Annotated in this window: 25 protein-coding genes; 16 read left to right on the top strand and 9 right to left on the bottom strand. The window is 57.6% G+C overall.

The window, feature by feature from the left end; all coding sequences use genetic code 11:
* The first annotated feature begins 59 nt into the window (after positions 1-59).
* Both AC1DIS_RS05125 and ppnP read left to right on the top strand, forming a co-directional pair.
* A complete protein-coding gene (locus AC1DIS_RS05125; protein WP_086944671.1) occupies positions 60-608 on the top strand; it encodes a 3'-5' exonuclease in 549 nt (182 codons plus the stop codon).
* Between the two features lie 74 nt (positions 609-682).
* Positions 683-967 (top strand): pyrimidine/purine nucleoside phosphorylase, encoded by a 285-nt coding sequence (ppnP, locus tag AC1DIS_RS05130; protein ID WP_018929993.1) that lies wholly within the window; start codon positions 683-685, stop codon positions 965-967.
* Between the two features lie 70 nt (positions 968-1,037).
* On the opposite strand, the gene AC1DIS_RS05135 is transcribed toward ppnP, so the two are convergent.
* Together AC1DIS_RS05135 and AC1DIS_RS05140 are read right to left on the bottom strand one after the other, a co-directional pair.
* Complete coding sequence (locus AC1DIS_RS05135) at positions 1,038-1,841, bottom strand: MOSC domain-containing protein (RefSeq protein ID WP_019582506.1); 804 nt, start codon at positions 1,839-1,841, stop codon at positions 1,038-1,040.
* A gap of 140 nt (positions 1,842-1,981) precedes the next feature.
* Positions 1,982-2,917: a chemotaxis protein CheV gene (locus tag AC1DIS_RS05140; protein WP_018929995.1), complete on the bottom strand. Its 936-nt coding sequence runs from the start codon at positions 2,915-2,917 to the stop codon at positions 1,982-1,984.
* A gap of 465 nt (positions 2,918-3,382) precedes the next feature.
* Here AC1DIS_RS05140 and AC1DIS_RS05145 point away from each other — a divergent pair, with 465 nt between their 5' ends.
* The 3 genes from AC1DIS_RS05145 (at position 3,383) to AC1DIS_RS05155 (ending at position 5,895) form a co-directional block, all read left to right on the top strand.
* The gene (locus AC1DIS_RS05145) at positions 3,383-3,853 is read left to right on the top strand and encodes a hypothetical protein (RefSeq protein WP_018929996.1); all 471 of its coding nucleotides are present in this window, start codon (positions 3,383-3,385) and stop codon (positions 3,851-3,853) included.
* Positions 3,854-4,345: 492 nt separating this feature from the next.
* Positions 4,346-5,239, top strand: coding sequence for a sensor histidine kinase (locus AC1DIS_RS05150; protein ID WP_018929997.1), 894 nt, complete (start codon positions 4,346-4,348; stop codon positions 5,237-5,239).
* Positions 5,236-5,895 carry a response regulator gene (locus AC1DIS_RS05155; protein WP_019582509.1) on the top strand — a complete coding sequence of 220 codons (660 nt, stop codon included), beginning with the start codon at positions 5,236-5,238 and terminating at the stop codon, positions 5,893-5,895. The genes AC1DIS_RS05150 and AC1DIS_RS05155 overlap by 4 nt, the downstream gene beginning before the upstream one ends.
* On the opposite strand, the gene yegS is transcribed toward AC1DIS_RS05155, so the two are convergent.
* Positions 5,879-6,796 carry a lipid kinase YegS gene (gene yegS / locus AC1DIS_RS05160; protein WP_477743437.1) on the bottom strand — a complete coding sequence of 306 codons (918 nt, stop codon included), beginning with the start codon at positions 6,794-6,796 and terminating at the stop codon, positions 5,879-5,881. The genes AC1DIS_RS05155 and yegS overlap by 17 nt on opposite strands.
* Before the next feature lie 324 nt (positions 6,797-7,120).
* On the opposite strand from yegS, the gene AC1DIS_RS05165 reads away from it, so the two are divergent.
* Positions 7,121-7,429: a hypothetical protein gene (locus AC1DIS_RS05165; protein ID WP_086944670.1), complete on the top strand. Its 309-nt coding sequence runs from the start codon at positions 7,121-7,123 to the stop codon at positions 7,427-7,429.
* Between the two features lie 66 nt (positions 7,430-7,495).
* On the opposite strand, the gene AC1DIS_RS05170 is transcribed toward AC1DIS_RS05165, so the two are convergent.
* Together AC1DIS_RS05170 and moaB are read right to left on the bottom strand one after the other, a co-directional pair.
* Positions 7,496-8,722, bottom strand: a complete 1,227-nt coding sequence (locus AC1DIS_RS05170; protein WP_477743438.1) for a molybdopterin molybdotransferase MoeA — start codon at positions 8,720-8,722, stop codon at positions 7,496-7,498.
* Positions 8,706-9,245, bottom strand: a complete 540-nt coding sequence (gene moaB / locus AC1DIS_RS05175) for a molybdenum cofactor biosynthesis protein B (protein WP_007940044.1) — start codon at positions 9,243-9,245, stop codon at positions 8,706-8,708. Before moaB ends, AC1DIS_RS05170 begins: the two co-directional genes overlap by 17 nt.
* Positions 9,246-9,326: 81 nt before the next feature.
* On the opposite strand from moaB, the gene mobA reads away from it, so the two are divergent.
* Together mobA and AC1DIS_RS05185 are read left to right on the top strand one after the other, a co-directional pair.
* A complete protein-coding gene (gene mobA / locus AC1DIS_RS05180) occupies positions 9,327-9,929 on the top strand; it encodes a molybdenum cofactor guanylyltransferase MobA (protein WP_064616757.1) in 603 nt (200 codons plus the stop codon).
* A gap of 76 nt (positions 9,930-10,005) precedes the next feature.
* Complete coding sequence (locus AC1DIS_RS05185; protein ID WP_064616755.1) at positions 10,006-10,227, top strand: YgdI/YgdR family lipoprotein; 222 nt, start codon at positions 10,006-10,008, stop codon at positions 10,225-10,227.
* An 84-nt stretch (positions 10,228-10,311) separates the two neighbouring features.
* On the opposite strand, the gene AC1DIS_RS05190 is transcribed toward AC1DIS_RS05185, so the two are convergent.
* The 3 genes from AC1DIS_RS05190 to AC1DIS_RS05200 form a co-directional block, all read right to left on the bottom strand.
* Positions 10,312-11,202 (bottom strand): pseudouridine synthase, encoded by an 891-nt coding sequence (locus tag AC1DIS_RS05190; protein WP_111455011.1) that lies wholly within the window; start codon positions 11,200-11,202, stop codon positions 10,312-10,314.
* Positions 11,203-11,274: 72 nt separating this feature from the next.
* Complete coding sequence (locus tag AC1DIS_RS05195; protein ID WP_007895054.1) at positions 11,275-11,595, bottom strand: hypothetical protein; 321 nt, start codon at positions 11,593-11,595, stop codon at positions 11,275-11,277.
* Positions 11,596-11,755: 160 nt separating this feature from the next.
* On the bottom strand, positions 11,756-11,998 hold the full coding sequence (locus tag AC1DIS_RS05200; protein ID WP_019582515.1) for a glutaredoxin family protein: 243 nt from the start codon (positions 11,996-11,998) through the stop codon (positions 11,756-11,758).
* A gap of 199 nt (positions 11,999-12,197) precedes the next feature.
* On the opposite strand from AC1DIS_RS05200, the gene AC1DIS_RS05205 reads away from it, so the two are divergent.
* Positions 12,198-13,910: a cation:proton antiporter gene (locus AC1DIS_RS05205; RefSeq protein ID WP_192379589.1), complete on the top strand. Its 1,713-nt coding sequence runs from the start codon at positions 12,198-12,200 to the stop codon at positions 13,908-13,910.
* Between the two features lies 1 nt (position 13,911).
* On the opposite strand, the gene AC1DIS_RS05210 is transcribed toward AC1DIS_RS05205, so the two are convergent.
* Complete coding sequence (locus tag AC1DIS_RS05210; RefSeq protein ID WP_230139274.1) at positions 13,912-15,120, bottom strand: ammonium transporter; 1,209 nt, start codon at positions 15,118-15,120, stop codon at positions 13,912-13,914.
* Between the two features lie 305 nt (positions 15,121-15,425).
* Here AC1DIS_RS05210 and AC1DIS_RS05215 point away from each other — a divergent pair, with 305 nt between their 5' ends.
* The 7 genes from AC1DIS_RS05215 to AC1DIS_RS05245 all read left to right on the top strand — a co-directional run bounded on the left by AC1DIS_RS05215 (position 15,426) and on the right by AC1DIS_RS05245 (position 20,614).
* A complete protein-coding gene (locus AC1DIS_RS05215) occupies positions 15,426-15,740 on the top strand; it encodes an ElaB/YgaM/YqjD family protein (RefSeq protein WP_018930006.1) in 315 nt (104 codons plus the stop codon).
* 1 nt (position 15,741) lies between these two features.
* Positions 15,742-16,131 (top strand): phage holin family protein, encoded by a 390-nt coding sequence (locus AC1DIS_RS05220; RefSeq protein ID WP_018930007.1) that lies wholly within the window; start codon positions 15,742-15,744, stop codon positions 16,129-16,131.
* Positions 16,128-16,469 (top strand): hypothetical protein, encoded by a 342-nt coding sequence (locus tag AC1DIS_RS05225; RefSeq protein ID WP_019020946.1) that lies wholly within the window; start codon positions 16,128-16,130, stop codon positions 16,467-16,469. Before AC1DIS_RS05220 ends, AC1DIS_RS05225 begins: the two co-directional genes overlap by 4 nt.
* Before the next feature lie 124 nt (positions 16,470-16,593).
* A complete protein-coding gene (locus AC1DIS_RS05230) occupies positions 16,594-17,757 on the top strand; it encodes an EAL domain-containing protein (RefSeq protein ID WP_477743439.1) in 1,164 nt (387 codons plus the stop codon).
* 67 nt (positions 17,758-17,824) lie between these two features.
* Complete coding sequence (locus AC1DIS_RS05235) at positions 17,825-19,156, top strand: deoxyguanosinetriphosphate triphosphohydrolase (RefSeq protein WP_477743440.1); 1,332 nt, start codon at positions 17,825-17,827, stop codon at positions 19,154-19,156.
* 171 nt (positions 19,157-19,327) lie between these two features.
* Complete coding sequence (locus AC1DIS_RS05240; protein WP_018930010.1) at positions 19,328-19,732, top strand: response regulator; 405 nt, start codon at positions 19,328-19,330, stop codon at positions 19,730-19,732.
* Positions 19,733-19,987: 255 nt separating this feature from the next.
* Positions 19,988-20,614 carry a response regulator transcription factor gene (locus AC1DIS_RS05245; protein ID WP_007940027.1) on the top strand — a complete coding sequence of 209 codons (627 nt, stop codon included), beginning with the start codon at positions 19,988-19,990 and terminating at the stop codon, positions 20,612-20,614.

Here is a 20,614-nt window from a genome sequence, read left to right on the forward strand (position 1 = left end):
ATCCGCCGGGTTTGGCTACGCTCAAGCCCTATCAGGATGCGGATACCAGGAAACCTGCAATGCCTCACTGGCTGGTCATTGATCTGGAAGCCACCACCGATGAGGGCGGCTGGCCAGTAACAGAAATGGAAATCATCGAAATCGGCGCCACCCTCGTGGACCGCAAAGGCCGGGAACTGGATCACTTCCAGTGCTTCGTGCGCCCGTTGCGTCGGCCCCTGTTGACCCCGTTTTGCCGCGAATTGACCCACATCACCCAGGCCAATGTCGATGCTGCCCAGCCCCTGAGCGACGTCTGGGTTTCGTTCGAACACTGGCTCGACCAACATCTCTCGAATCTGGAAGGCTGGGCCAGTTGGGGTGACTACGACCGCAAACAGCTGCTTCAGGAATGGCAGCGGCTGCAACTCGACAGCGCCCTGAACCGGGTGCCGCACATGAATCTCAAGCAACGTTTCGCCAAGGCCTGTCGACTGGAGCGCCCGCTGGGGCTTAATGGCGCCCTGCAACTGGCGGGCCTGCAGTTCAACGGTCAGCAGCATCGGGCGCTGGAGGATGCGCGCAATACCGCGCGCCTGTTGCCGCTGATTTTCCCCGCCAATCCTTGAGTGCAGGAGGTGACGCCTATCAACACCTTGTGCATACTGGCCGGCCCTTTTTAGCCCTTTTCGAGGAATCGCCCATGTTTAAAGTCAACGAGTACTTCGACGGCACCGTCAAGTCGATCGCCTTTGGCACCGCTGAAGGTCCGGCGACCATCGGCGTCATGGCACCGGGCGAATACGAATTCGGCACCAGCCAGCGTGAAATCATGCACGTGGTGTCCGGCGCCCTGACCGTCAAACTGCCTGACAGCAGCGACTGGCAAACCTTCGCCGCCGGCAGCCAGTTCAACGTGCCCGCCAACAGCAAGTTCCAGCTGAAAGTGGCCGTCGACACCGCTTACCTGTGCGAATACCGCGGCTAACCCCCTAGGGTTTCACAGCGAAAAAAAATGCCCGTGTTCTTGGACACGGGCATTTTTTTTATCAGGGCTGCTATTCGAGGATCGTCACCGGCATGCCGACTTCGAGCCGACCGTTACCGTCATTGACCAGGTTCTGCCCGAACATCGCGCCGTCCTCTTGAGCCCGATATTGCTGCAAGGTCGCCAGAGGTTCGCGGTCGTCGCTACGTTCGCCGGTCTGCGGGTCGATGGTGGTCAGAATGCAACGTGAGCAGGACTTGACCACGCGGAACTCGACATCGCCAATGCGGATGCGCTTCCAGCCATCTTCGGCGAACGCCTCGCTGCCCTCGATCACCAGATTGGGCCGAAAGCGCAGCATCTCCAGCGGTCGCCCGACCCGTTGCGACAAGTCTTCCAGCGACGCCTGGCCAATCAGCAACAACGGAAAACCGTCGGCAAAAGCCACCTGATCGTCGTCCTTGCCGTAGCCGGCCTGGGTGGTCCGCGCACGATCGAGCGGCACATGCACCAGACGCGTCGGCTTGCCGATGAACTCACTGACCCAGGCAGCCGCAGCAATGCCGGCATCGGGCACGCGCAAGGTGTCGCGCCAGATGGTCACGCCACGCAGCTCTGCATCGCTGGCGGGCAAGGCGATATCGATCGGTGAATGGCCTTGGGCACTGAGGGTCAAGCCACCGCTTGCGTTCCACAACGCCGACAGCTGACTCATTTTCGCCTCCGCGCGCTGAGTCAGAAAACGCCCGCTGGCCTCGTCGACCAGCATCCAGCGCCGGTCGCCGTCCAGCCCCAGTTTGTCCAGGCTGACCTGATTCAAGGTCTCGCCCTTGCCGGATTTCAACGGAAAACGATAAAGCGCGCTCAGATGCATGGCCACAGCTCCCTGGTGGGCAAAAACGCCACCCTATACGAGCTTGATCGCCGAATCAAAGACCCTGTGGCGAGGGGGCTTGCCCCCGTTGGGCTGCACAGCAGCCCCAAACCCTGCCACCGCGCTTTTCCAGATTGTTATCAGGCCGGCACTTCGTCGAGCATCAGGCGCTGACGCACCACGTCGACGAGTTTGTCGGGCTGGAATTTGGAGAGGAAGTTGTCGCAGCCGACCTTCTTGACCATCGAGTCATTGAAGCTACCCGACAGCGAGGTGTGCAGGACCACATAAAGGCCGCGCAAACGGGGGTCGTTGCGTATCTCGGTGGTCAGGCGATAGCCGTCCATCTCCGGCATTTCCGCATCGGTAAAGATCATCAACAGCTTGTCAGTCATGTTCACACCGGTATCAGCCCAAGCCTTGAGCATGTTCAGCGCCTTCAAGCCATCACTGGCGATATGCATTTTCACGCCCAACTGACCCAAGGTGTCGCGCAATTGCGACAGAGCCACGTTCGAGTCATCCACCAGCAGCACTTCACGGCCACGGGCGCGCTCCAGAACCGGATCGTCGAGTTTGTCGCGAGAGACCTTGGCGTTGTACGGCACGATTTCGGCCAGGACTTTTTCGACGTCGATGATTTCCACCAGCTGATCGTCGACCTTGCTGATGGCGGTCAGGTAATGCTGGCGACCGGCGCTGGTCGGCGGCGGCAGAATGGCTTCCCAGTTCATATTGACGATGCGGTCCACGCCACCGACCAGAAATGCCTGCACCGAGCGGTTGTACTCGGTGACGATAATCGTACTGGTGGGGCTTGGCACCAGCGGACGCATGCCGATGGCCTGGGACAGGTCGATCACCGGCAGCGTCTGGCCACGCAGGTTGACCACGCCACAAACAAAGGGGTGACGCTGCGGCATCAGGGTCAGCTTCGGCAGCTGCAGCACTTCCTGGACCTTGAAGACGTTGATCGCGAACAATTGCCGTCCGGCCAGCCGGAACATGAGAATTTCCAGGCGATTCTCACCCACCAGTTGCGTGCGTTGGTCTACCGTGTCGAGAATGCCGGCCATTAATGACTCCTGGGCTTGTTCTGATGAATTCACTAAAGAGAGTTATCGGCAGTTTTTGCCGAATCTTGACCCCCGGACAAAATGCCATGCCCAAGCATTGATGTCACATTAACATCATGCTTTACTGACCCCGTGAATTCATCTGCTTCATCCCTTGCGGCGCGACCTCGGTTTGCACGTTAGGTTCCCCTGTGTAAGGGATTCCCCTAGGCACAATCAGGCCCAACCTGATATTCGCAATATCCAATAGCCATTAATGTGACGCCATTCTCATTGCATGAACGGAGTCAGGCTTTTGTGTGCGATCGCAGGTCAGTGGCCATCCACTCTTTCGAGTTCCCCAGTCGGTGCCCAAGCCTGCCAGAGCGCGATCTCACCAAGGCGGCATGGCAGCGCCGGGACACGTAAGGTTCTCGTCGACACACACGACATTCCCTCATCTGACATGACGTTGTGGAGATAAGCATGGCGAACAACCCTAAAGAGTGGGCCCAGCGGATTCCGGAGTTTCTCGTCGAGGCTGAAACACTCCTGGCCAAGTTCGAGGAGTGCCTGAGTCATTTGCAGTTGATCAGCAATGACAAGGACGCCATCGATTGCATGCTCAGTACCCTTCTCAAGCTGGCAAGCAAGGCCGATGCCTTGGCACTGGCAACGGTTTCGGAATTCTCGCTGCACATTCATGGATTGCTGAGCCACGCCCAGAATCACATGGACCTGCATGATCAGGCCCTGGATGCGCTCAAGGATTGCTTCACGTTAATGGCCTGGCAACTCGAACTCATCGACCAGACCACCGGTCAACTCGGCCTCGATGACAGTGAACAGACGTCCCTGATCGAAGCGTTTGCATTTCAAGTGGGACAAAGTCAGTTTCAGCCGCCCAGCCACTCCAAGCAGTTCAGGCTCGTTTCGTTCTCTGAACGGCAGGCTTAAATTCACCAACCCCGTGTTGCGCATTTTTTATTGTAATGATGCCGCCCTGTAACTTGAGTGTGCGCATACCGCAATTGAATATTTCATACCCGTCGATGGCAGCTCGAAACAAATAGATACCCCCGCCCCGACTTCAGATAGTGCCTGCCAATAGAAATTAAACGCCTGGCACACTCGATATCTTTCGAAGATAAAAATCAAAAATTTTTTCCATTGTGGAACTATCGTCCAAAAACGTTATTTCCTGAAGGTGCCCACCTATGTGCCGAACGCGACCAACGGTATCTTAAGTGGTATTATGCCGCCCATTCGTTGACGTCAATTAATGACAGAGTGCCCCTTGGCGCGAACAAGCTCATAACATTGAAGGCTTTATTTCGAGCATTGCACTGCCATCATTAAAGGCGACTCATACAACCTATTTTCAAACAGAGACCCGTCAGCCCTTATGACCGGTCTGCCCGCAGCGAACATCCATTGGCTCCATCCGCTATGTACGCCAGCCTCAAGTCAATCGCCCTGTGGCCACCCTCCCGAAAAAGCGCTCGCCGGTTCACGCTTTTCGTGTGCACCTGCTCGACGCTTGGCAGCCTGTTGGTCTACAGCTTGTCGATGCCTCTGCCGGTGAGTCTGCTGGTGCTCAATACTGCGGCGCTGACCTGCGTCTGGGTGGGGCATCGCCTCTCGCTCAAATCGATAAAGTTTCAGCCTCAAGAATTGGCCGACCGTCTGCTGGAAGTTCAGGAAAATGAACGTCACCGGCTCAGTCGGGAACTGCATGATGATATTGGCCAATTGCTGACCGCCGCAAAACTTCAGAGTGAATGGCTCAAACGTCGATTGCCTGAAGAACTGCAGGGTCAATGTTCGGTCCTCTGCGATACGCTGGACGAAACCCTGACCAAAGTTCGTGATGTATCAGCCATCCTGAACCCACGACAGTTGACCAGTCTCGGGCTGGAAGCCAGTCTGCGTGCACATTTACTCAGAACCCTGGCCAATACGTCCGTGAACTGGAGCCTGGAATGCCATCAACGTTTGACTGGCATACCGGAAGAAATGGCGGTGGCGGCCTTTCGCATCACTCAAGAGGCGGTTACCAATATGCTGCGCCATGCCGAAGCCAGGAATCTGTTGGTCCGCCTGCAACGTCTGCCCCAAGGCCTGACGTTGTTAATCAGTGACGATGGCCTGGGGTTCGAGCCAGCGGCAGACCCTGCTCGCGAGGGGCAACGCGGAATGGCCGGAATGTCGGAACGGATCGATCAGTTGGGCGGCACGCTGACCGTGACCAGCGAGCCGGGCAAAGGCACTCAAATCGAAGCACTCTTCCCCTGGGCGCCCCGTGCGCTGGAACGGGCCAGTACGAATAAGGTTATGCGTTGACTTGTAACTTACTTCTGGTGGACGACCACTCGCTTATCAGGGCTGGCGTGCGCGCTCTGGTGCTGGATATTCCCGGCTATGCGGTCATTGGGGAGGCCAGTGACGGCTCGCAGTTACTCGAGATGGTCGAGCAACTGTCCCCGGACATCATCCTGCTGGATATCTCCATGAGGAAAACCGGTGGCCTTGAAGCCTTGCAGCGACTCAAACGAGTACGTCCGCAGTGCAAAGTGCTCATCCTGTCGATGCACACCGACCCGGCGCTCATCATGCAAGCACTCGAATCCGGGGCTCATGGCTACCTGCTCAAAGACACCACGGCCACCGAGCTCGAACATGCCCTGGATGCCTTGCGCAATAACGAACGCTACCTGAGCCCGGCCATTGCCCACACCGTCATCAACCAGGCGCTGACCCGAACCCAGAAAAATCAGGCGCCAACCCAGGACTCGCACAACCTGACGGCACGCCAGCTGGAAATCCTGCGATTGATTGTTCGCGGAAAATCCACCCGGGAAATTGCCAATGGCTTGGGCCTGAGCATCAAGACTGTCGAAACCCACCGCTCGCAGATCATGAAACGCTTGCAGATATACGATGTGGCCGGCCTGGTGTTGTTCGCCGTGCGCGAGCAAATCATCAGTCTGGACGATTAGCCGGATTCGAGCCGTTCAGCAGCGGCGAGCCCTCGGGCAAATGCACCCGCAATGCCGCCGGCCGTGCCGAAAACCGCAGGCTATCGCCCTCCAGAGGCTCACCATCAAGGTTGATATAAAGGCCCTCCGATACTTTGATCTCGACCCATGGCAAGCGGGCTCGCACAAACATGTTGTCGATTCCGAAGCCATCGGTCAGCAGGTCTTTCAAGGTACCGACCACTTCCTGGGGCGCGGGCAAAATGCTGATATCCAGCAGACCATCGTCAGCCAGCGCCTGCGGGCACAACATATGACCACCGCCAGCCTGTCGGCCATTGCCGATGCCTAATGCCAACAACTCACCGGCCCAGTGAAAATCCGGCCCCTGCAACTCGCCATAGGCCGCATGCAACTCACTGAAGCGCGATAAACCGGTGAAGAGATAAGCCGCGCCGCCAAGAATTTTTTTCAGTTCCTCGGAAGTATTGGCCGTGACCTGACTGCCAAAGCCGCCCGTGGCCATGTTCAGAAAAACCTGCCCACCCACCTCCCCCAGATCAATGGCATGCGGGGCGGCCTCCAAAAGCTCCAGCGCTTGAGCGGGCTCCAGGGGCACACCCGCGGCGCGTGCAAAATCGTTGGCGGTGCCCAAGGGCAAAAGCACCAGGCTGGCCTGAGTCGAATGCGCCGCCATGGCTTCGGCGATATCACGCAAGGTGCCATCGCCGCCGCCGGCAATCAGCTGCGTATAGCCCGCCGTCAACGCTTCCCCCACCAGCCGCTGCGCATCACCAGCCTCCCAGGTCAGTCGAACAGCCAGTTCCCAGCCTTGTTGGCGCTTGCCTTCGACAGCTGAACGGACCTGCTCATTGAGTGCCTGCTTGCCATGCAGAATCAACAGCGCCTTGCGCTCGTTCATTTTGATCACCCCCCTTTCCGAATCCGTATGGGAGATGTTGACCTCGCAGCCCCTCATAAAAGTCGCAAGGATTTCAATTATTTCCTGGGGAAGGACACTTGAGTCCTACAGAGCGGTATTTTTTCTTACAAAACCTGAGGAATCGGCTCAATTGACCCATCAGGGCAATTGGTACACCGTTGTGTCAGCGGTTATCAGTCATCACCAGTAAATTACACAGGGATGTGCAAACAATGAATGGAACCCCTTTAAGGTCCTCAAAAATCGTAAGTAATAACCGTATCGGCCACCTGAATGGTTTTAACGCAAGGAGCCAATTATTCCATGCAAAGCCATGACCTCAGACTACCGGTAACTCCGGTTGCGCCGTTCTCAGACAATCACGTCAATCAGCAGGCTGAATTCAAAAGCAGCGCAAAGCCCACCGGAGAAGTTGATATGGAACCTCGCGTCACTGAACTGGAGACACATCTCAAGTACATCCGCAGAGACCTGGATGAAGTCCGCGGCGACGTCAAATCCATCAAGCACAGGCTTGCCTATTCAGCTGGCGGAACAGCTGTGGTCCTGGGGCTTTTGAGCTGGATCTCCAATAGTCGCTTCGACCAGGTCGTGACACTTCTGGCAAATTAAGGAACGGTCATGCACGCAAGCCCCAACGCTTTCGACCGGGCTTGCGTGGCAGAACCAGGACCTGCATCAGCCCAGGACTTCACTCAACGGGATGAAGCTCACACTATCACCCTCGATCAGTGTACGGCCCTCCAGCACTTCAACCAGACCGTCCGCCCAGGCGGCACTGCGCAGTACGCCAGAGCTCTGATTCCTATAGATGATTGCCCGGCCATTCTCCAGACGTCCGCGCAAGTACTCACGTCGGTTACCAGCCTTTGGCCAGACAAACCCTGCCGGTACCTGAAACTTCAGGGGTTCGATCTCTTTTACGCCTTGGCGGCGCAAGAGGTAGGGCCTTGCCAACAAAGCAAAAGTCACCAGGGTTGACGCCGGATTGCCGGGCAAACCAATGACAGGCACACCGCGAAAATGCCCGAACGTCAGCGGCTTGCCTGGCTTGATGGCAAGCTTCCACAGGGTCAACTCGCCCTCTTCCCGCAAGGCAATGCCCAGAAAGTCGGCTTCTCCCACCGATACGCCACCGGTGGAGAGAATCAGGTCGACATCCTTCAACTCGCCGAGACGGGCACGAGTGGTCGCTAAATCATCGGGAAGAATGCCAGCATCGATCACCTCACAGCCCAAGCGCTGCAACCAGCTGCAAAGCAACACTCGATTGCTGTTGTAGATCTGTCCCGGTCCAAGGGCCTGGCCCGGCTCAATCAGCTCATCCCCGGTAGACAAAACCGCAACACGAACCTTGCGAACCACATCCAATTCAGCGCATCCCAACGATGCCGCCAGCCCCTGTTCGATGGGCCCCAGGCGTGTACCGGCGGGCAAGATCAACTCACCGGCGGTGGTTTCCTGGCCTTGTGGACGGATGTTCTGCCCCGGCGTCATGGTCTCGGTGAAACGTACCCGCTCATCCGCCTGAACCTCGGCGTTCTCCTGCATCTCGACACAGTCAGCACCCGCGGGCACAGGCGCGCCGGTGAAGATCCGCGCACAGGTCCCAGGCTTCAAGGGCTCCGGAGCCTGACCTGCAAAAATCTTCTGGCTGACCGGCAACGGTTCTCCCGTCCAGTCGGCGACGCGCAAGGCATACCCATCCATGGCACTGTTGGGCCAAGGCGGCAGATCAAGTGTCGAAACCAGATCAGCAGCCAGTACACGCCCCTGAACCTGCGCCAACGGCAAGCGTTGGTGCTCATGAATTCTCGAGGCGTCGGCCATTTCCAGTAGCCGCGCGAGCGCTACCTCGACAGCCATCAGGCTGCCAGTCTTGCCTGGCTTACCCGCGGGATTCACAGGGTGCCGCCTGTTTCAGATGAGTCACGAAATTGCACGGACGGTGCCGGGAATCCAGTTGTTCGGCGAGAATACCGTCCCAACCGGTGCGCACCGCATTGGTCGAACCCGGCAAGCAGCAAACCAACGTGCCATTGGCCAGACCGGCCAAGGCCCGGGACTGAACCGTGGAAGTACCGATATCCGCCACCGATATCTGCCGGAATAGTTCACCAAAACCATCGACCTGCTTATCCAGCAGGCAACTCACCGCTTCGGGCGTACTGTCACGACCGGTAAACCCGGTACCGCCAGTGATCAGCACCACTTGCACGACTTCATCGGCAATCCAGTTGGCCACTTGCGCACGAATTTTGTAGAGATCATCTTTGAGCAATACACGGGCCGCCAGGTTATGACCGGCAGCGCTCAAGCGGTCGACGAAGACCTGGCCTGAGGTGTCGGTTTCCAGGGTACGGGTATCGCTGACAGTCAGCACCGCGATGTTGAGCGGTGCGAAAGGTACATCAGCCTTGGCTTTCATAGGCTCGTCCAGTTGTAGGAGAAACAGCCCGGTGTTATATCACAGCGCCTCATTTTTTCGCCGCCCCCATGGAGAAGTGCAATGACCTCGGATACACCTTTGGCGCCGTGCTCCATTTTGCTCCTGGCGGGCGGGCGTGGCCAACGCATGGGCGGTCAGGACAAGGGTTTGCTGGAATGGCACGGCGAGCCACTGATCGCGCATCTGCACCGCAAGACCCGTCTGCTGAGTGATGATCTGATCATCTCCTGCAACAGAAACCTGGAGAAATATGCGCCTTATGCGGATCAGCTGGTCCATGACGATGAAGGCGACTTTCCGGGACCATTGGCGGGTATTCGCGCAGGCCTGAAGGCCGCCCGCCACACGCACCTGCTGGTATTGCCCTGCGATGTGCCATGCATCGATGCGGCGCTGCTCCAGAACATGCGTGAAACTGCCGCGCAGCATCCGGACAAACCGCTGATGCTACGCCATGGAGAACACTGGGAACCTTTGCTGTGCATGATTCCCGTCGCTCTTTCAGGGGCTTTCGAGACGGCCTGGAACGAAGGCGAGCGCAGCCCGGGCAGACTGATGCGCAAATTGGGCGCCATGGCCCTGCAGTGCCCCGAGAACGACTCTCGCCTGGCCAACCTCAACACGCCGGAACTGTTAAGCACGCATCACACTGTGTCAGACTGATAATTGAAGGAACTTGCACGTGTTGCATACGTCTCAAGCTCAGCAATCAAAAGATTTTCCATTCGGAGACACACCCATGACCCAACGGACCCTCGCCACTTTCATGCTCGCCCTGGGCCTTGCGACCCTCGCCGGTTGTGCATCGCCTTCAGTGATCACCTTGAATGACGGTCGAGAAATCCAGGCCGTCGACGCGCCTAAGTACGATAAAGAATCGGGCTTTTACGAGTTCGAACAGCTGGATGGCAAGCACACCCGCATCAACAAGGATCAGATTCGTACCGTTAAAGAGTTGTAATCTTTGCGGCGACCATCGGATACAGAAAAGCCCGCTTTTAAAGCGGGCTTTTTCGTGGCAGAAGAAAAACAGGATCGCCTATGATCACCACTCCAGAGTGATTGTGCTTTCGAACTCTCTTTCCTGCCCCGTAACCGGATCGACAAATCGCAACCCCTGGGCCAGCAGCTTCAAGGGATTGGCATAGTCGTCTTCAACATCCTTGAGCACCTGCGGATAGAACGGGTCATTGCAGATACCAGCCCCCAGGGCCGCCATGTGCACTCGCAACTGATGTTTCTTGCCTGTTACCGGGTAAAGCGCATAGCGCCAGAACTCACCGTTTTTTTCCCGGACCTCGACAGCCGTCTCGGTATTGCTGACGCCCGGACCTTCCTGCATGCGAAAGAACGGTTCGCCATCGATGAGTCGACTTTTATGAACCATCGGGAAGGTCAGTTCAGGCAATGCCCGGGCGATTGCTTCGTAGCGTTTTTCGATCTGGCGTGTAGGAAACAATGACTGATACGCCGACCGACTCTGAGGATTGGCTGAGAACAGCACCAGCCCTGCCGTATGCCGGTCAATACGATGCAAAGGCACCAGATGCGGGTTATCCAGTCGCCGGATCAGTCGTCGCAGCAATGTCTGCTCCACATACTCCCCAGCCGGCGTCACCGGCAGGAAGTGCGGCTTGTCCGCCACCACCAGATGCTCGTCGGCATAGAGGATCGACTCCACCACCGGGATCGGTTTTTCGTCCGGTACTTCACGAAAATAATGAATCCGCAGACCTTCCTTGTAAGGTAGATCCAGGGCGATCGGCATGCCTTGTCCATCGAGGACACGACCGCGAGCAATTCTGTCCAGCCATTGCTCACGACCGATGGCGCTGAAGTGTTCGCACAGGCAATCGAATACGGTCTGCCACGGACCAGGCGGCAGATAGAGCGTGCTGGCCTGGTTGTGCGCAGCAGAAAACGATGAAGTGGACATACGAAAAACTCTAACCCTCAATGCAGGGCAGCATTATCCAACAGTGGCCGGAACGAACCTAGAAGAGAATCCTCAGGCCGGTATTGACTGCGTTCGAGCGGCCGCTTCGGTGAACTCCTTGAGCCAGCGCAGCACATCGACCGCTTCCCAGCGACCCGGATCATAAAGCGCGTACAACAACCCCTGATAGCCCACGACATCGAGCTGCCGGTGATAACCCGCACGCTGGAACAAGGCTTCGATTTCGGCGAAGCAGGTGTTGAAATGCAGTTTGTTGAAGGGCGTTTTCCCCTCCGTGACCAGGCCATCCAGACGCAATTCGAGAACCGCCTCGCGCACCACATCGGCCGACATCCGGTTCACACTGTTCTTCAATTGTTCGACATTGACCACATTTCATCCCTCTGACGTCCGGGATCATCTGCCCAAACCCGAACAGGGAGAAGCATGGCAGGCAATCCGAATAACTGTATAGACATACAGTAACCGAATAACCAACCTTTCGCCAACGAATGAAACGAGGATCGCGACAGGTGGGGCATCGCCAGCAGTGTCAGGACTCGCGCAGGAACGCCACCACCTGCTCGGCACTAAACGGCCAGCCCAGTTCAGCGCCGGTATCGACCCGACGCAACACCGGAATACGCAGGCTGTAGGCTTCGAACCAGGTTTCATCATCAGCGATATCCACCAGCTCCACCAACAGACCACGCTCGACAAACTCCATCAGCATGGCTTCGGCGACTTCACAAAGATGGCAACCAACGGTGCCGAACAGCTGACATTCAGGAGGCATGACGACAAGACCAAACGAAGTAAGCGCTCATTCTAGGCCCGCCATCAAACGCAGTCGAGCCGACGTCCGAGCAACGGTGACTTCAAGAGATTTCAGCAAAACTCTGACGCAAATCATTTGCGTCGCCGGTCATTTGCGCAATGCTCGCGTCTTTTTTGCCTCTACGCTTGAGTAGCCAGAACCCTCACCGGAGTTTTTTGTGTTTGCCAACTTGTTGATCATCCTCGCCTCCTCCCTGGTGGTGATTGCACTGTTCCAGCGCCTGCGTTTGCCACCGGTGCTGGGCTACTTGTGCGTAGGGCTGATGATCGGGCCGACAGCGTTCAACTGGGTGAATGAAAACGAAGATTTGCCCGATCTGGCCGAATTGGGCGTGGTGTTCCTGCTGTTCTCCCTGGGGCTTGAGTTTTCCCTGTCGAAGATGCTCGCACTGCGCCAGGTGGTGTTTGGCCTGGGCAGCCTACAAGTGCTGGGGTCCGGGATCTTGCTGGGAGCTTTGCTGATGCTGTTCGGCATGCCGATCACACCAGCCCTGTTACTCGGCGCCGGTCTGGCGCTGTCGTCTACCGCCATTGTCAGCAAGGAGTTGAGCAGCCTCGGCGAAATATTCAGCCGTCACGGCCAGAATGCCATCGCCGTGCTGTTGTTCCAGGACGTGGTTGCGGTGTTGCTGCTGACGCTTGTGCCGGTGTTCGCCGGCAGCAGTGACCACGCCTGGTATTGGGCGCTGCCGCTGACGCTGGCCAAGACCCTGGTGCTGTTCGTCGGTTTGCTGCTGGTCAGTCGCTGGTTTCTGCCACGGCTGTTCCATGAAGTCGCCGCGGCCCGGTCCGCGGAGCTGTTCGTGCTGTTGGCACTGGTGATTGTTCTGCTGACGGCCTGGCTGACTCACCTGCTCGGCCTCTCTCCTGCCCTGGGCGCCTTTCTCGCCGGCATGCTGCTGGGGGAAAGCCATTACCGACATCAGATCGAGGCCGATATCCGTCCGTTCCGCGATATTCTGCTCGGAGTATTCTTCGTCAGTATCGGCATGCTGATCGACTTGCGCCTGTTTGCCAGCCACGGCCTGCTGATTCTCGGTCTGACGTTGGGGTTGCTGCTGATCAAGGGCACCCTGGTCGCACTGCTGGTCAAATGGCGCGGCAGCGATGGCGAAACTGCATGGCGCAGCGGCCTGGCATTGGCCCAGGGGGGTGAGTTCTGTTTTGCCCTGATGGCGCAGATGCAACAGAACAAACTGATGCCCGCCGACCTCGGCGGCCTGCTGCTGGCGGCCACGTTCTGCTCGATGCTGGTAACGCCTTTACTTCTGCGCGCCGCTCCCCGCATCGCCATGCGTCTGCACCGCAAACCCAACAAAGCAGCCGAACTCGAAGAAATCAGCGCGCTCAATGCCGGCCTGCACAATCACGTGGTGATCTGTGGCTATGGCCGCGTCGGTCAATCCATCGGGCGTTTCCTGCGTCATGTTCAGCAACCGTACATCGCGTTGGACACCGATCCGGTGCGGGTCCAGGAAGCTGTGGTCAATGAAAGCAGTGTGCACTATGGCGACTCACGTCGCGGCGAGCTGCTGATCGCGATAGGGCTGGAGCGCGCAAGACTGTTGGTGGTTGCCGTGGACAAGACGGACATCGCCCTGCTGATTCTCAAGGAAGCACGGCGGTTCAACCCGACCGTGCCGATCCTGGTGCGCACCCGGGATGACAGCCAGTTGGCCGAGTTGAAGGCGGCCGGTGCCAGCGAAGTCGTACCCGAGTTGCTGGAGTCCAGCCTGATGCTCGCCTCCCACGCTCTGATCATGCTGGGCATACCCGGCCAGCAGGTGCAGGACCGGGTCGACCAGGTACGGCATGACCGCTATCGCCTGCTGCACGATTTTTACCCTGGCGCCGACGATGAGGAACGCTGATTCAATCCTGGCTCACGGCGCCGATCTTGTGCACCGACAAGTCCGCGCCGTAATACTCTTCTTCCTGGCTCAGGCGCAGGCCATGGACCGCCTTGATCGCGCCATACACGGCAAAACCACCGGCCAGCGCCACGACTACCCCCAAAGAAGTGCCGATCAACTGACTGATCAGGCTCACGCCCCCCAAACCACCCAAAGCGATTTGCCCGAAGATGCCGCAAGCGATCCCGCCCCAGACACCACACAGCCCATGCAAAGGCCAGACACCCAGCACATCGTCGATACGCCATTTGCCTTGAGCCGCGGTAAAGCACCAGACAAACAGTGCTCCGGCGATGGCGCCGGTCACCAATGCGCCCACCGGGTGCATCAGATCCGAACCGGCGCAGATCGCCACCAATCCGGCCAACGGGCCGTTATGCAGGAAGCCCGGGTCATTGCGCCCGACGATCAACGCCGCCACCGTGCCGCCGACCATGGCCATCAACGAATTCACTGCCACCAGCCCGCTGACCCCTTGCAGAGTCTGGGCGCTCATCACGTTGAAACCGAACCAGCCGACGATCAGGATCCACGACCCCAACGCCAGGAAGGGAATGCTCGACGGCGCGAATGCCACCAGTCGCCCGTCGCGATAACGACCTTGCCTCGGCCCCAGCAGCAACACCGCCGCGAGTGCCAGCCAGCCGCCCATGGCGTGAACCACCACGGAGCCGGCGAAGTCATGGAAACTGGCGCCGAAACGTGCCAGCAACCAGGCTTGCAGGCCGAAGTTGCCGTTCCAGACCACGCCCTCGAAGAAGGGGTAGATAAACGCCACGATCAGCGCCGTCGCGCACAACTGCGGGACGAACCGGGCGCGCTCGGCGATGCCTCCGGAAATGATCGCCGGTATCGCCGCGGCAAAGGTCAGCAGAAAGAAAAACTTCACCAACCCATAGCCATGGTCGGCGGTGATCACCGCCGCCGGTTGCATAAAACTGACCCCATAGGAAATCCAATAGCCTATAAAGAAGTAGGCCAGGGTCGAAATGGCGAAGTCACTGAGGATCTTCGACAAGGCGTTGACCTGATTCTTTTGGCGAACCGTGCCGACCTCAAGAAAGGCGAAACCGGCGTGCATGGCCAGAACCATGACCGCACCGATAAGGATGAACAACGTGTTGGAGCTATGGACCAGACTGTCCACAGCACTTTGCAGATTTTCCATGGATTGGCAGACCTGAAGGCTGAAAAAAGCACCAAAGCAGTTCGCGCAGATGGTCGACGCACCAAGTTGCAGCCAATCCAGACCGCAACGCTGATCCGGATGAACCGCTTTGGCGCACAAGACCGCCGCCTCTGCGCGAGTTTTGATTGTTTGAGTTAGGGTTTTCCTGAAATCATGCCCGGCAACAGCGCAATAGCGCCGGCTGACGCACCACGACGTAGCAAAAGATGTACCAGTCATTTGTACTGAACCTTCGCGCAAGGCTCATACTCGAACGCTTCAGAAGCCACTTACGGAGATCACCAATGGCACGCATCAAGGCAAAGACTGCTCAAGAAATTCTGATGGAAGATTTTCAGACACTGGTCAGCGACACCGAACGGTTGCTGGAACACACCGCCTCCCTGGCCGGTGATCAGGCCGATGAGCTGCGCGAACAGATCCGCGACAGCCTGCTGCGTGCCCGGGAAACCCTGAGGCTGACCGAAGACGCCCTGCAAGAGCGCGGCAAAGCGGCTGTCGCCGCCACGGAAGATTACGTCCAGGCCAACCCATGGCAATCGGTCGGGATTGCAGCCGGCGTGGGTTTCCTGATTGGTCTGCTGGCTACTCGGCGCTGATATGGCAATCGATGAATCCGGCTCGTCCGCGACGGGCACCCGCTCTTCATCGCGGCGCCTGGGTGCCGCGTTTCTTGGGTTGCTGCATAGCCATGTCGAACTGTTCGGCATCGAACTGCAGGAGCAAAAAGCACGTACCGTAAGCCTGTTGCTGTTTGCAGGCCTGACGCTGGTCTTTGCCTTGTTGTTGCTGGTGGGGTTGTCGACGCTGGTGTTGATCCTGTTCTGGGACACCTATCGCCTGGCGGCGATCATCGGGCTCTGTGTGTTCTACACCCTCGCTACGTTGTTCTGCGCGATGCGCTTGAGGGCGGCGATTTTCGATGAATCCTCGCCCTTCCATGGCACCCTCGAGGAGCTGGCCAATGATCGGGAGCGTCTGTTGCCATGAGCATGCCTGAACTTCCCCGCAATAGTTCGCGAACGGAAATGCGCAAGGCACTGATCCGTCTGCGCATGGAAATGCATCGCCAGGAAATTCGCCACGAGTCCCAACAACTGCTGCAGCCCCTGCAACGGGTGCGCGGCATGACACAAAGCCTGCAAGACGGCTTCGGCATCAAACACGCCCCGCTCTGGGGCATCGCCGCCGTGATCGGGTTGGGTTTTCTGACCGGCAAGGGTGCCAAGGGCGGCGGTATCGGCAGCCTGACCAAGCTGGTTAGCCTGGGCGCCGCACTAGGGCCGCTGATCAAGCTGGTCATGCAGAGCGCTTCGCGCAAACACTAATCAGTCTTGTCTGGCTGCATTCTTGCAATACCACCAGGATCAACCTCTTTATCGAGAGGTTGATCCTGCGTGCCTACCTGGGACCAGGTATTTATCCAGAACAACACCTTAATAAGGAGGCCTCGTGATCGACGGGCAACCGCTCGCCTGTTTTCAGCCATTCATCGATACCGCCACAGGCCGTATCGCGGGTGTCGAAGCGCTGGGCCGACTGCGCCAGGCCGATGGTCAACTGGCCTCGGTAGGTGCGCTGTTCGCCGATCCGCGAACCCCGGCCATCGCCCTGCGACGTCTCGATCGCCAGATTCGCGACAACGCCCTGAGCCGTCTGCATGAAGCGCCCACGGACTGGTTTCTCAGCCTGAACATCTCACCCCGCTGGATTAGCCGCTTGCGCCGGGACCAGGCACTGCCGAGCCTCAAGCAACTGAGCAGGCATGGTGTCGACGCACAGCGAATCGTCTTCGAGATCACCGAATTGGGCGGCGACAGCCAGCGTCTGGCTGAAGTCGTGGCCCGCTACCGGCAAGCCGGGGCGCGGATCGCCATCGATGATTTCGGTGCCGGTTACTCTCAACTCGATCGCGTGCTGGCCCTGCAACCGGACATTCTCAAGCTCGACATGCGGTTGTTCCAGGCCGCCGCACTGGGCGGTCCCAGCAGCGATGTGGTCAAGGCACTGGCGCAAATGGCAGAAAAAACCGGTTGCTGGATCATCGCCGAAGGCGTGGAAACCGAAGCTCAACTGAATTTTGCCCTGGAGTGCGGCTCACGCTACGTACAAGGCTTTCTGTTCGCCCGAGCGCAAGCGGATTTCTTCGCCACCGACGCCTTTGTCGAGCGCTTCGCGCAACTGCGCCAGCGTTACGTTCAGCAAAAGCTGACTGAACGCGCTCGCCTGATGATCATGCGCCAGCAACTCAGCGAACTGATGACCATCCTGCAAGCCTGGGCTCAAGCCAGCGCGCCCCTCAGCGCCTTGCCGCAGCTGGAAGCGTTTCCCTGGCTGTTGCGTTTTTATCAGTGCGACCGCCACGGCACGCAACTGACCCCCAACCTGGAATGGCGCAACAACGGCTGGGAAGCCGATAACCGCTACCTGGGTCATAACTGGTCATGGCGCCCCTATTTCTATCACTTGCTGGCCGAGGGTTGGGATGAGCGCCGTCTGACGCTTTCCAACACTTACCGCGACGCCACCAGCAATCAGTACTGCCTCACTGCGGGGCAGTTTTTCGATAACGGCGAACGGCTACTGCTCATCGATATCGACGCTGCGGGGTTGTAGTTCTCCTTGCAGGTACCGGCGCGAAACGGGAAGCTAGGGGTTCAGTCACCTGACGGAGAAACCAGCCTTGGATTGGCACACCCTGCTTACCCGCGAACGCCTCGGAAAACCTGTGCACAGCCCGGAAGAACTCGGCCGCAGTCCTTTCCATAAAGACCACGACCGGATCATTTTCTCAGGCGCGTTTCGCCGTCTCGGGCGCAAGACCCAGGTCCATCCGGTCTCCAGCAACGATCACATTCATACGCGCCTGACTCACTCGCTGGAAGTCAGCTGCGTCGGCCGTTCGCTGGGGATGCGCGTCGGTGAAACCATCCGCAGCGCGCTGCCCGACTGGTGTGAACCGAGCGACCTGGGGATGGTGGTGCAATCGGCTTGCCTGGCCCATGACATCGGCAACCCACCCTTCGGCCACTCCGGCGAAGACGCGATCCGCCACTGGTTCCAGCAGGCCGCCGGCCGTGGCTGGCTGGATGCCATGAGCGAAGCCGAACGCAACGACTTCCTCAACTTCGAAGGCAATGCCCAAGGTTTCCGGGTGCTCACCCAGCTTGAATACCATCAGTTCGAAGGAGGCACCCGGCTGACCTATGCCACCCTGGGCACCTACCTGAAATACCCGTGGACGGCCCGGCACGCCGACTCACTGGGCTACAAGAAGCACAAGTTCGGCTGCTACCAGAGTGAACTGCCGCTGCTGGAACAGATCGCTCATAAACTCGGCCTGCCCCAACTGGAAGAACAGCGCTGGGCGCGCCATCCGCTGGTGTATCTGATGGAGGCCGCCGACGACATCTGCTACGCGCTGATCGATCTGGAAGATGGCCTGGAAATGGAGCTGCTGGAGTACGCCGAAGTCGAGTCCCTGCTGCTGGACCTGGTGGGCGACGATCTCCCGGAAACCTATCGTCAGCTCGGTCCACAGGATTCGCGGCGGCGCAAACTGGCGATTCTGCGGGGCAAAGCCATCGAACACCTGACCAACGCAGCAGCCCGAGCCTTTGTCGAGCAACAGGACGCGTTGCTGTCCGGCACGCTACCGGGGGACCTTGTCGAACACATGCATGGCCCGGCCAAACGCTGTGTCTTGAATGCCAAGGACATGGCACGCAAAAAAATCTTCCAGGACAAGCGCAAGACGCTCCACGAAATCGGTGCCTACACCACCCTGGAAATCCTGCTCAATGCTTTTTGCGGCGCAGCACTGGAGCAGCACAACGGTCGTACGCCCTCCTTCAAGAACCGGCGCATACTCGACCTGTTGGGCAACAATGCACCCGACCCGAATGGCCCGTTGCACACCTCTTTCTTGCGCATGATTGATTTCATCGCTGGCATGACCGACAGCTATGCCGGTGAAATGGCGCTGGAAATGACCGGTCGTTCAAGCCACGGATAACAGCGCATCGATCAGCCGCGTCAGCGACGTCTGAACGGCTGATCGAATGTCTCGACATTCATCTGTATTTCAACATCGACAGAATCGCCCTACACCTTGTGCAGAGCTGACTGATCGATTGTTCGACCATCTCGCGAAACAATTGCACACCCACTGCTCGACAGATGACGCATGAAAACTCCTACGTTCAAACACGATTGGCACATATTGCTGGTGGAAGATCATCCGTTTCAGCTGAGAGCGGCTCAATACCTGCTCGAGAGTTACGGCTTCACCCAACTGACCACCACTGACAGTGCCGAAGGCGCCTTGCAACAAATGCTCAAAGCTGCGCAACCGTTCGATATTCTTCTGTGCGACCAATGCCTGCCCGACCTTCCCGGTCTTGATTTGATCGAGTTCGCCAGTCACCGGGGAATGATCAGACAGGCAATACTGCTGAGCAGCCTGACATCCGCCGAGCTGGAAAAACTTAAAACAGTAGCCTACGAACACGGACTTCCCTTGCTGGGTTACTTGATCAAGCCATTGAAACAATCAGATTTTAGAAACTTGTTGACCTTGGCCTCACAATAAAAAACACCAACTCTCACACACTAGAACCACATCCAAAACACAGATTAATACTTATAGCCAAACGCCTTCTAGCTTCTTGACTAAACTATCAAATTTTTAACCCTTCCTCATTCAAAACCTAGTTGACACGTAGTCCATTTCTTTTTCAGCTGTAGGACTTTTCCTATATTGCTGCTATCGGCTTGTCAGTTCATGCGCCCCCTCAACTACTGAGCTAAGGTGCGCGCTTTATTTGTGCACGTATGGGATTTGATTATGAACTCCGTTTTTATTGTCGACGATCACCCTGTCATCCGCCTTGCCGTTCGAATGCTGCTGGAACATGAAGGTTACAAAGTCGTCGGTGAAACTGACAATGGCGTCGATGCCATGCAAATGGTGCGCGAATGCATGCCCGACCTGATCATCCTCGACATCAGTATTCCCAAACTGGATGGGCTGGAAGTGCTCTCACGTTTCAACGCAATGAGCACGCCATTAAAAACACTGGTGTTGACTGCACAATGCCCAAAACTTTTTGGTATTCGCTGCATGCAGTCAGGTGCATCAGGGTATGTATGCAAACAGGAAGAGCTCAGTGAACTGGTAAGCGCGATCAAAGCAGTATTATCAGGTTACAACTACTTCCCCAGCGAGGCCTTGAACCCAGTTCGTTGTGACGACGCACAGTGGGCAGACCTGGACTTGTTCAAATCCGTAAATGATCGAGAGTTGATGGTATTACAACTTTTTGCCCAAGGTCGCACCAACAAGGAAATTGCCAAGGGCATGTTCCTCAGCAACAAGACTGTCAGCACCTATAAAAAACGACTTATGCAGAAACTCAAAGCCAAATCTCTGGTTGAACTCATCGATATGGCAAAACGTAACGCGCTAGTGTGA

The organism is Pseudomonas sp. 05N433, assembly GCF_056396925.1.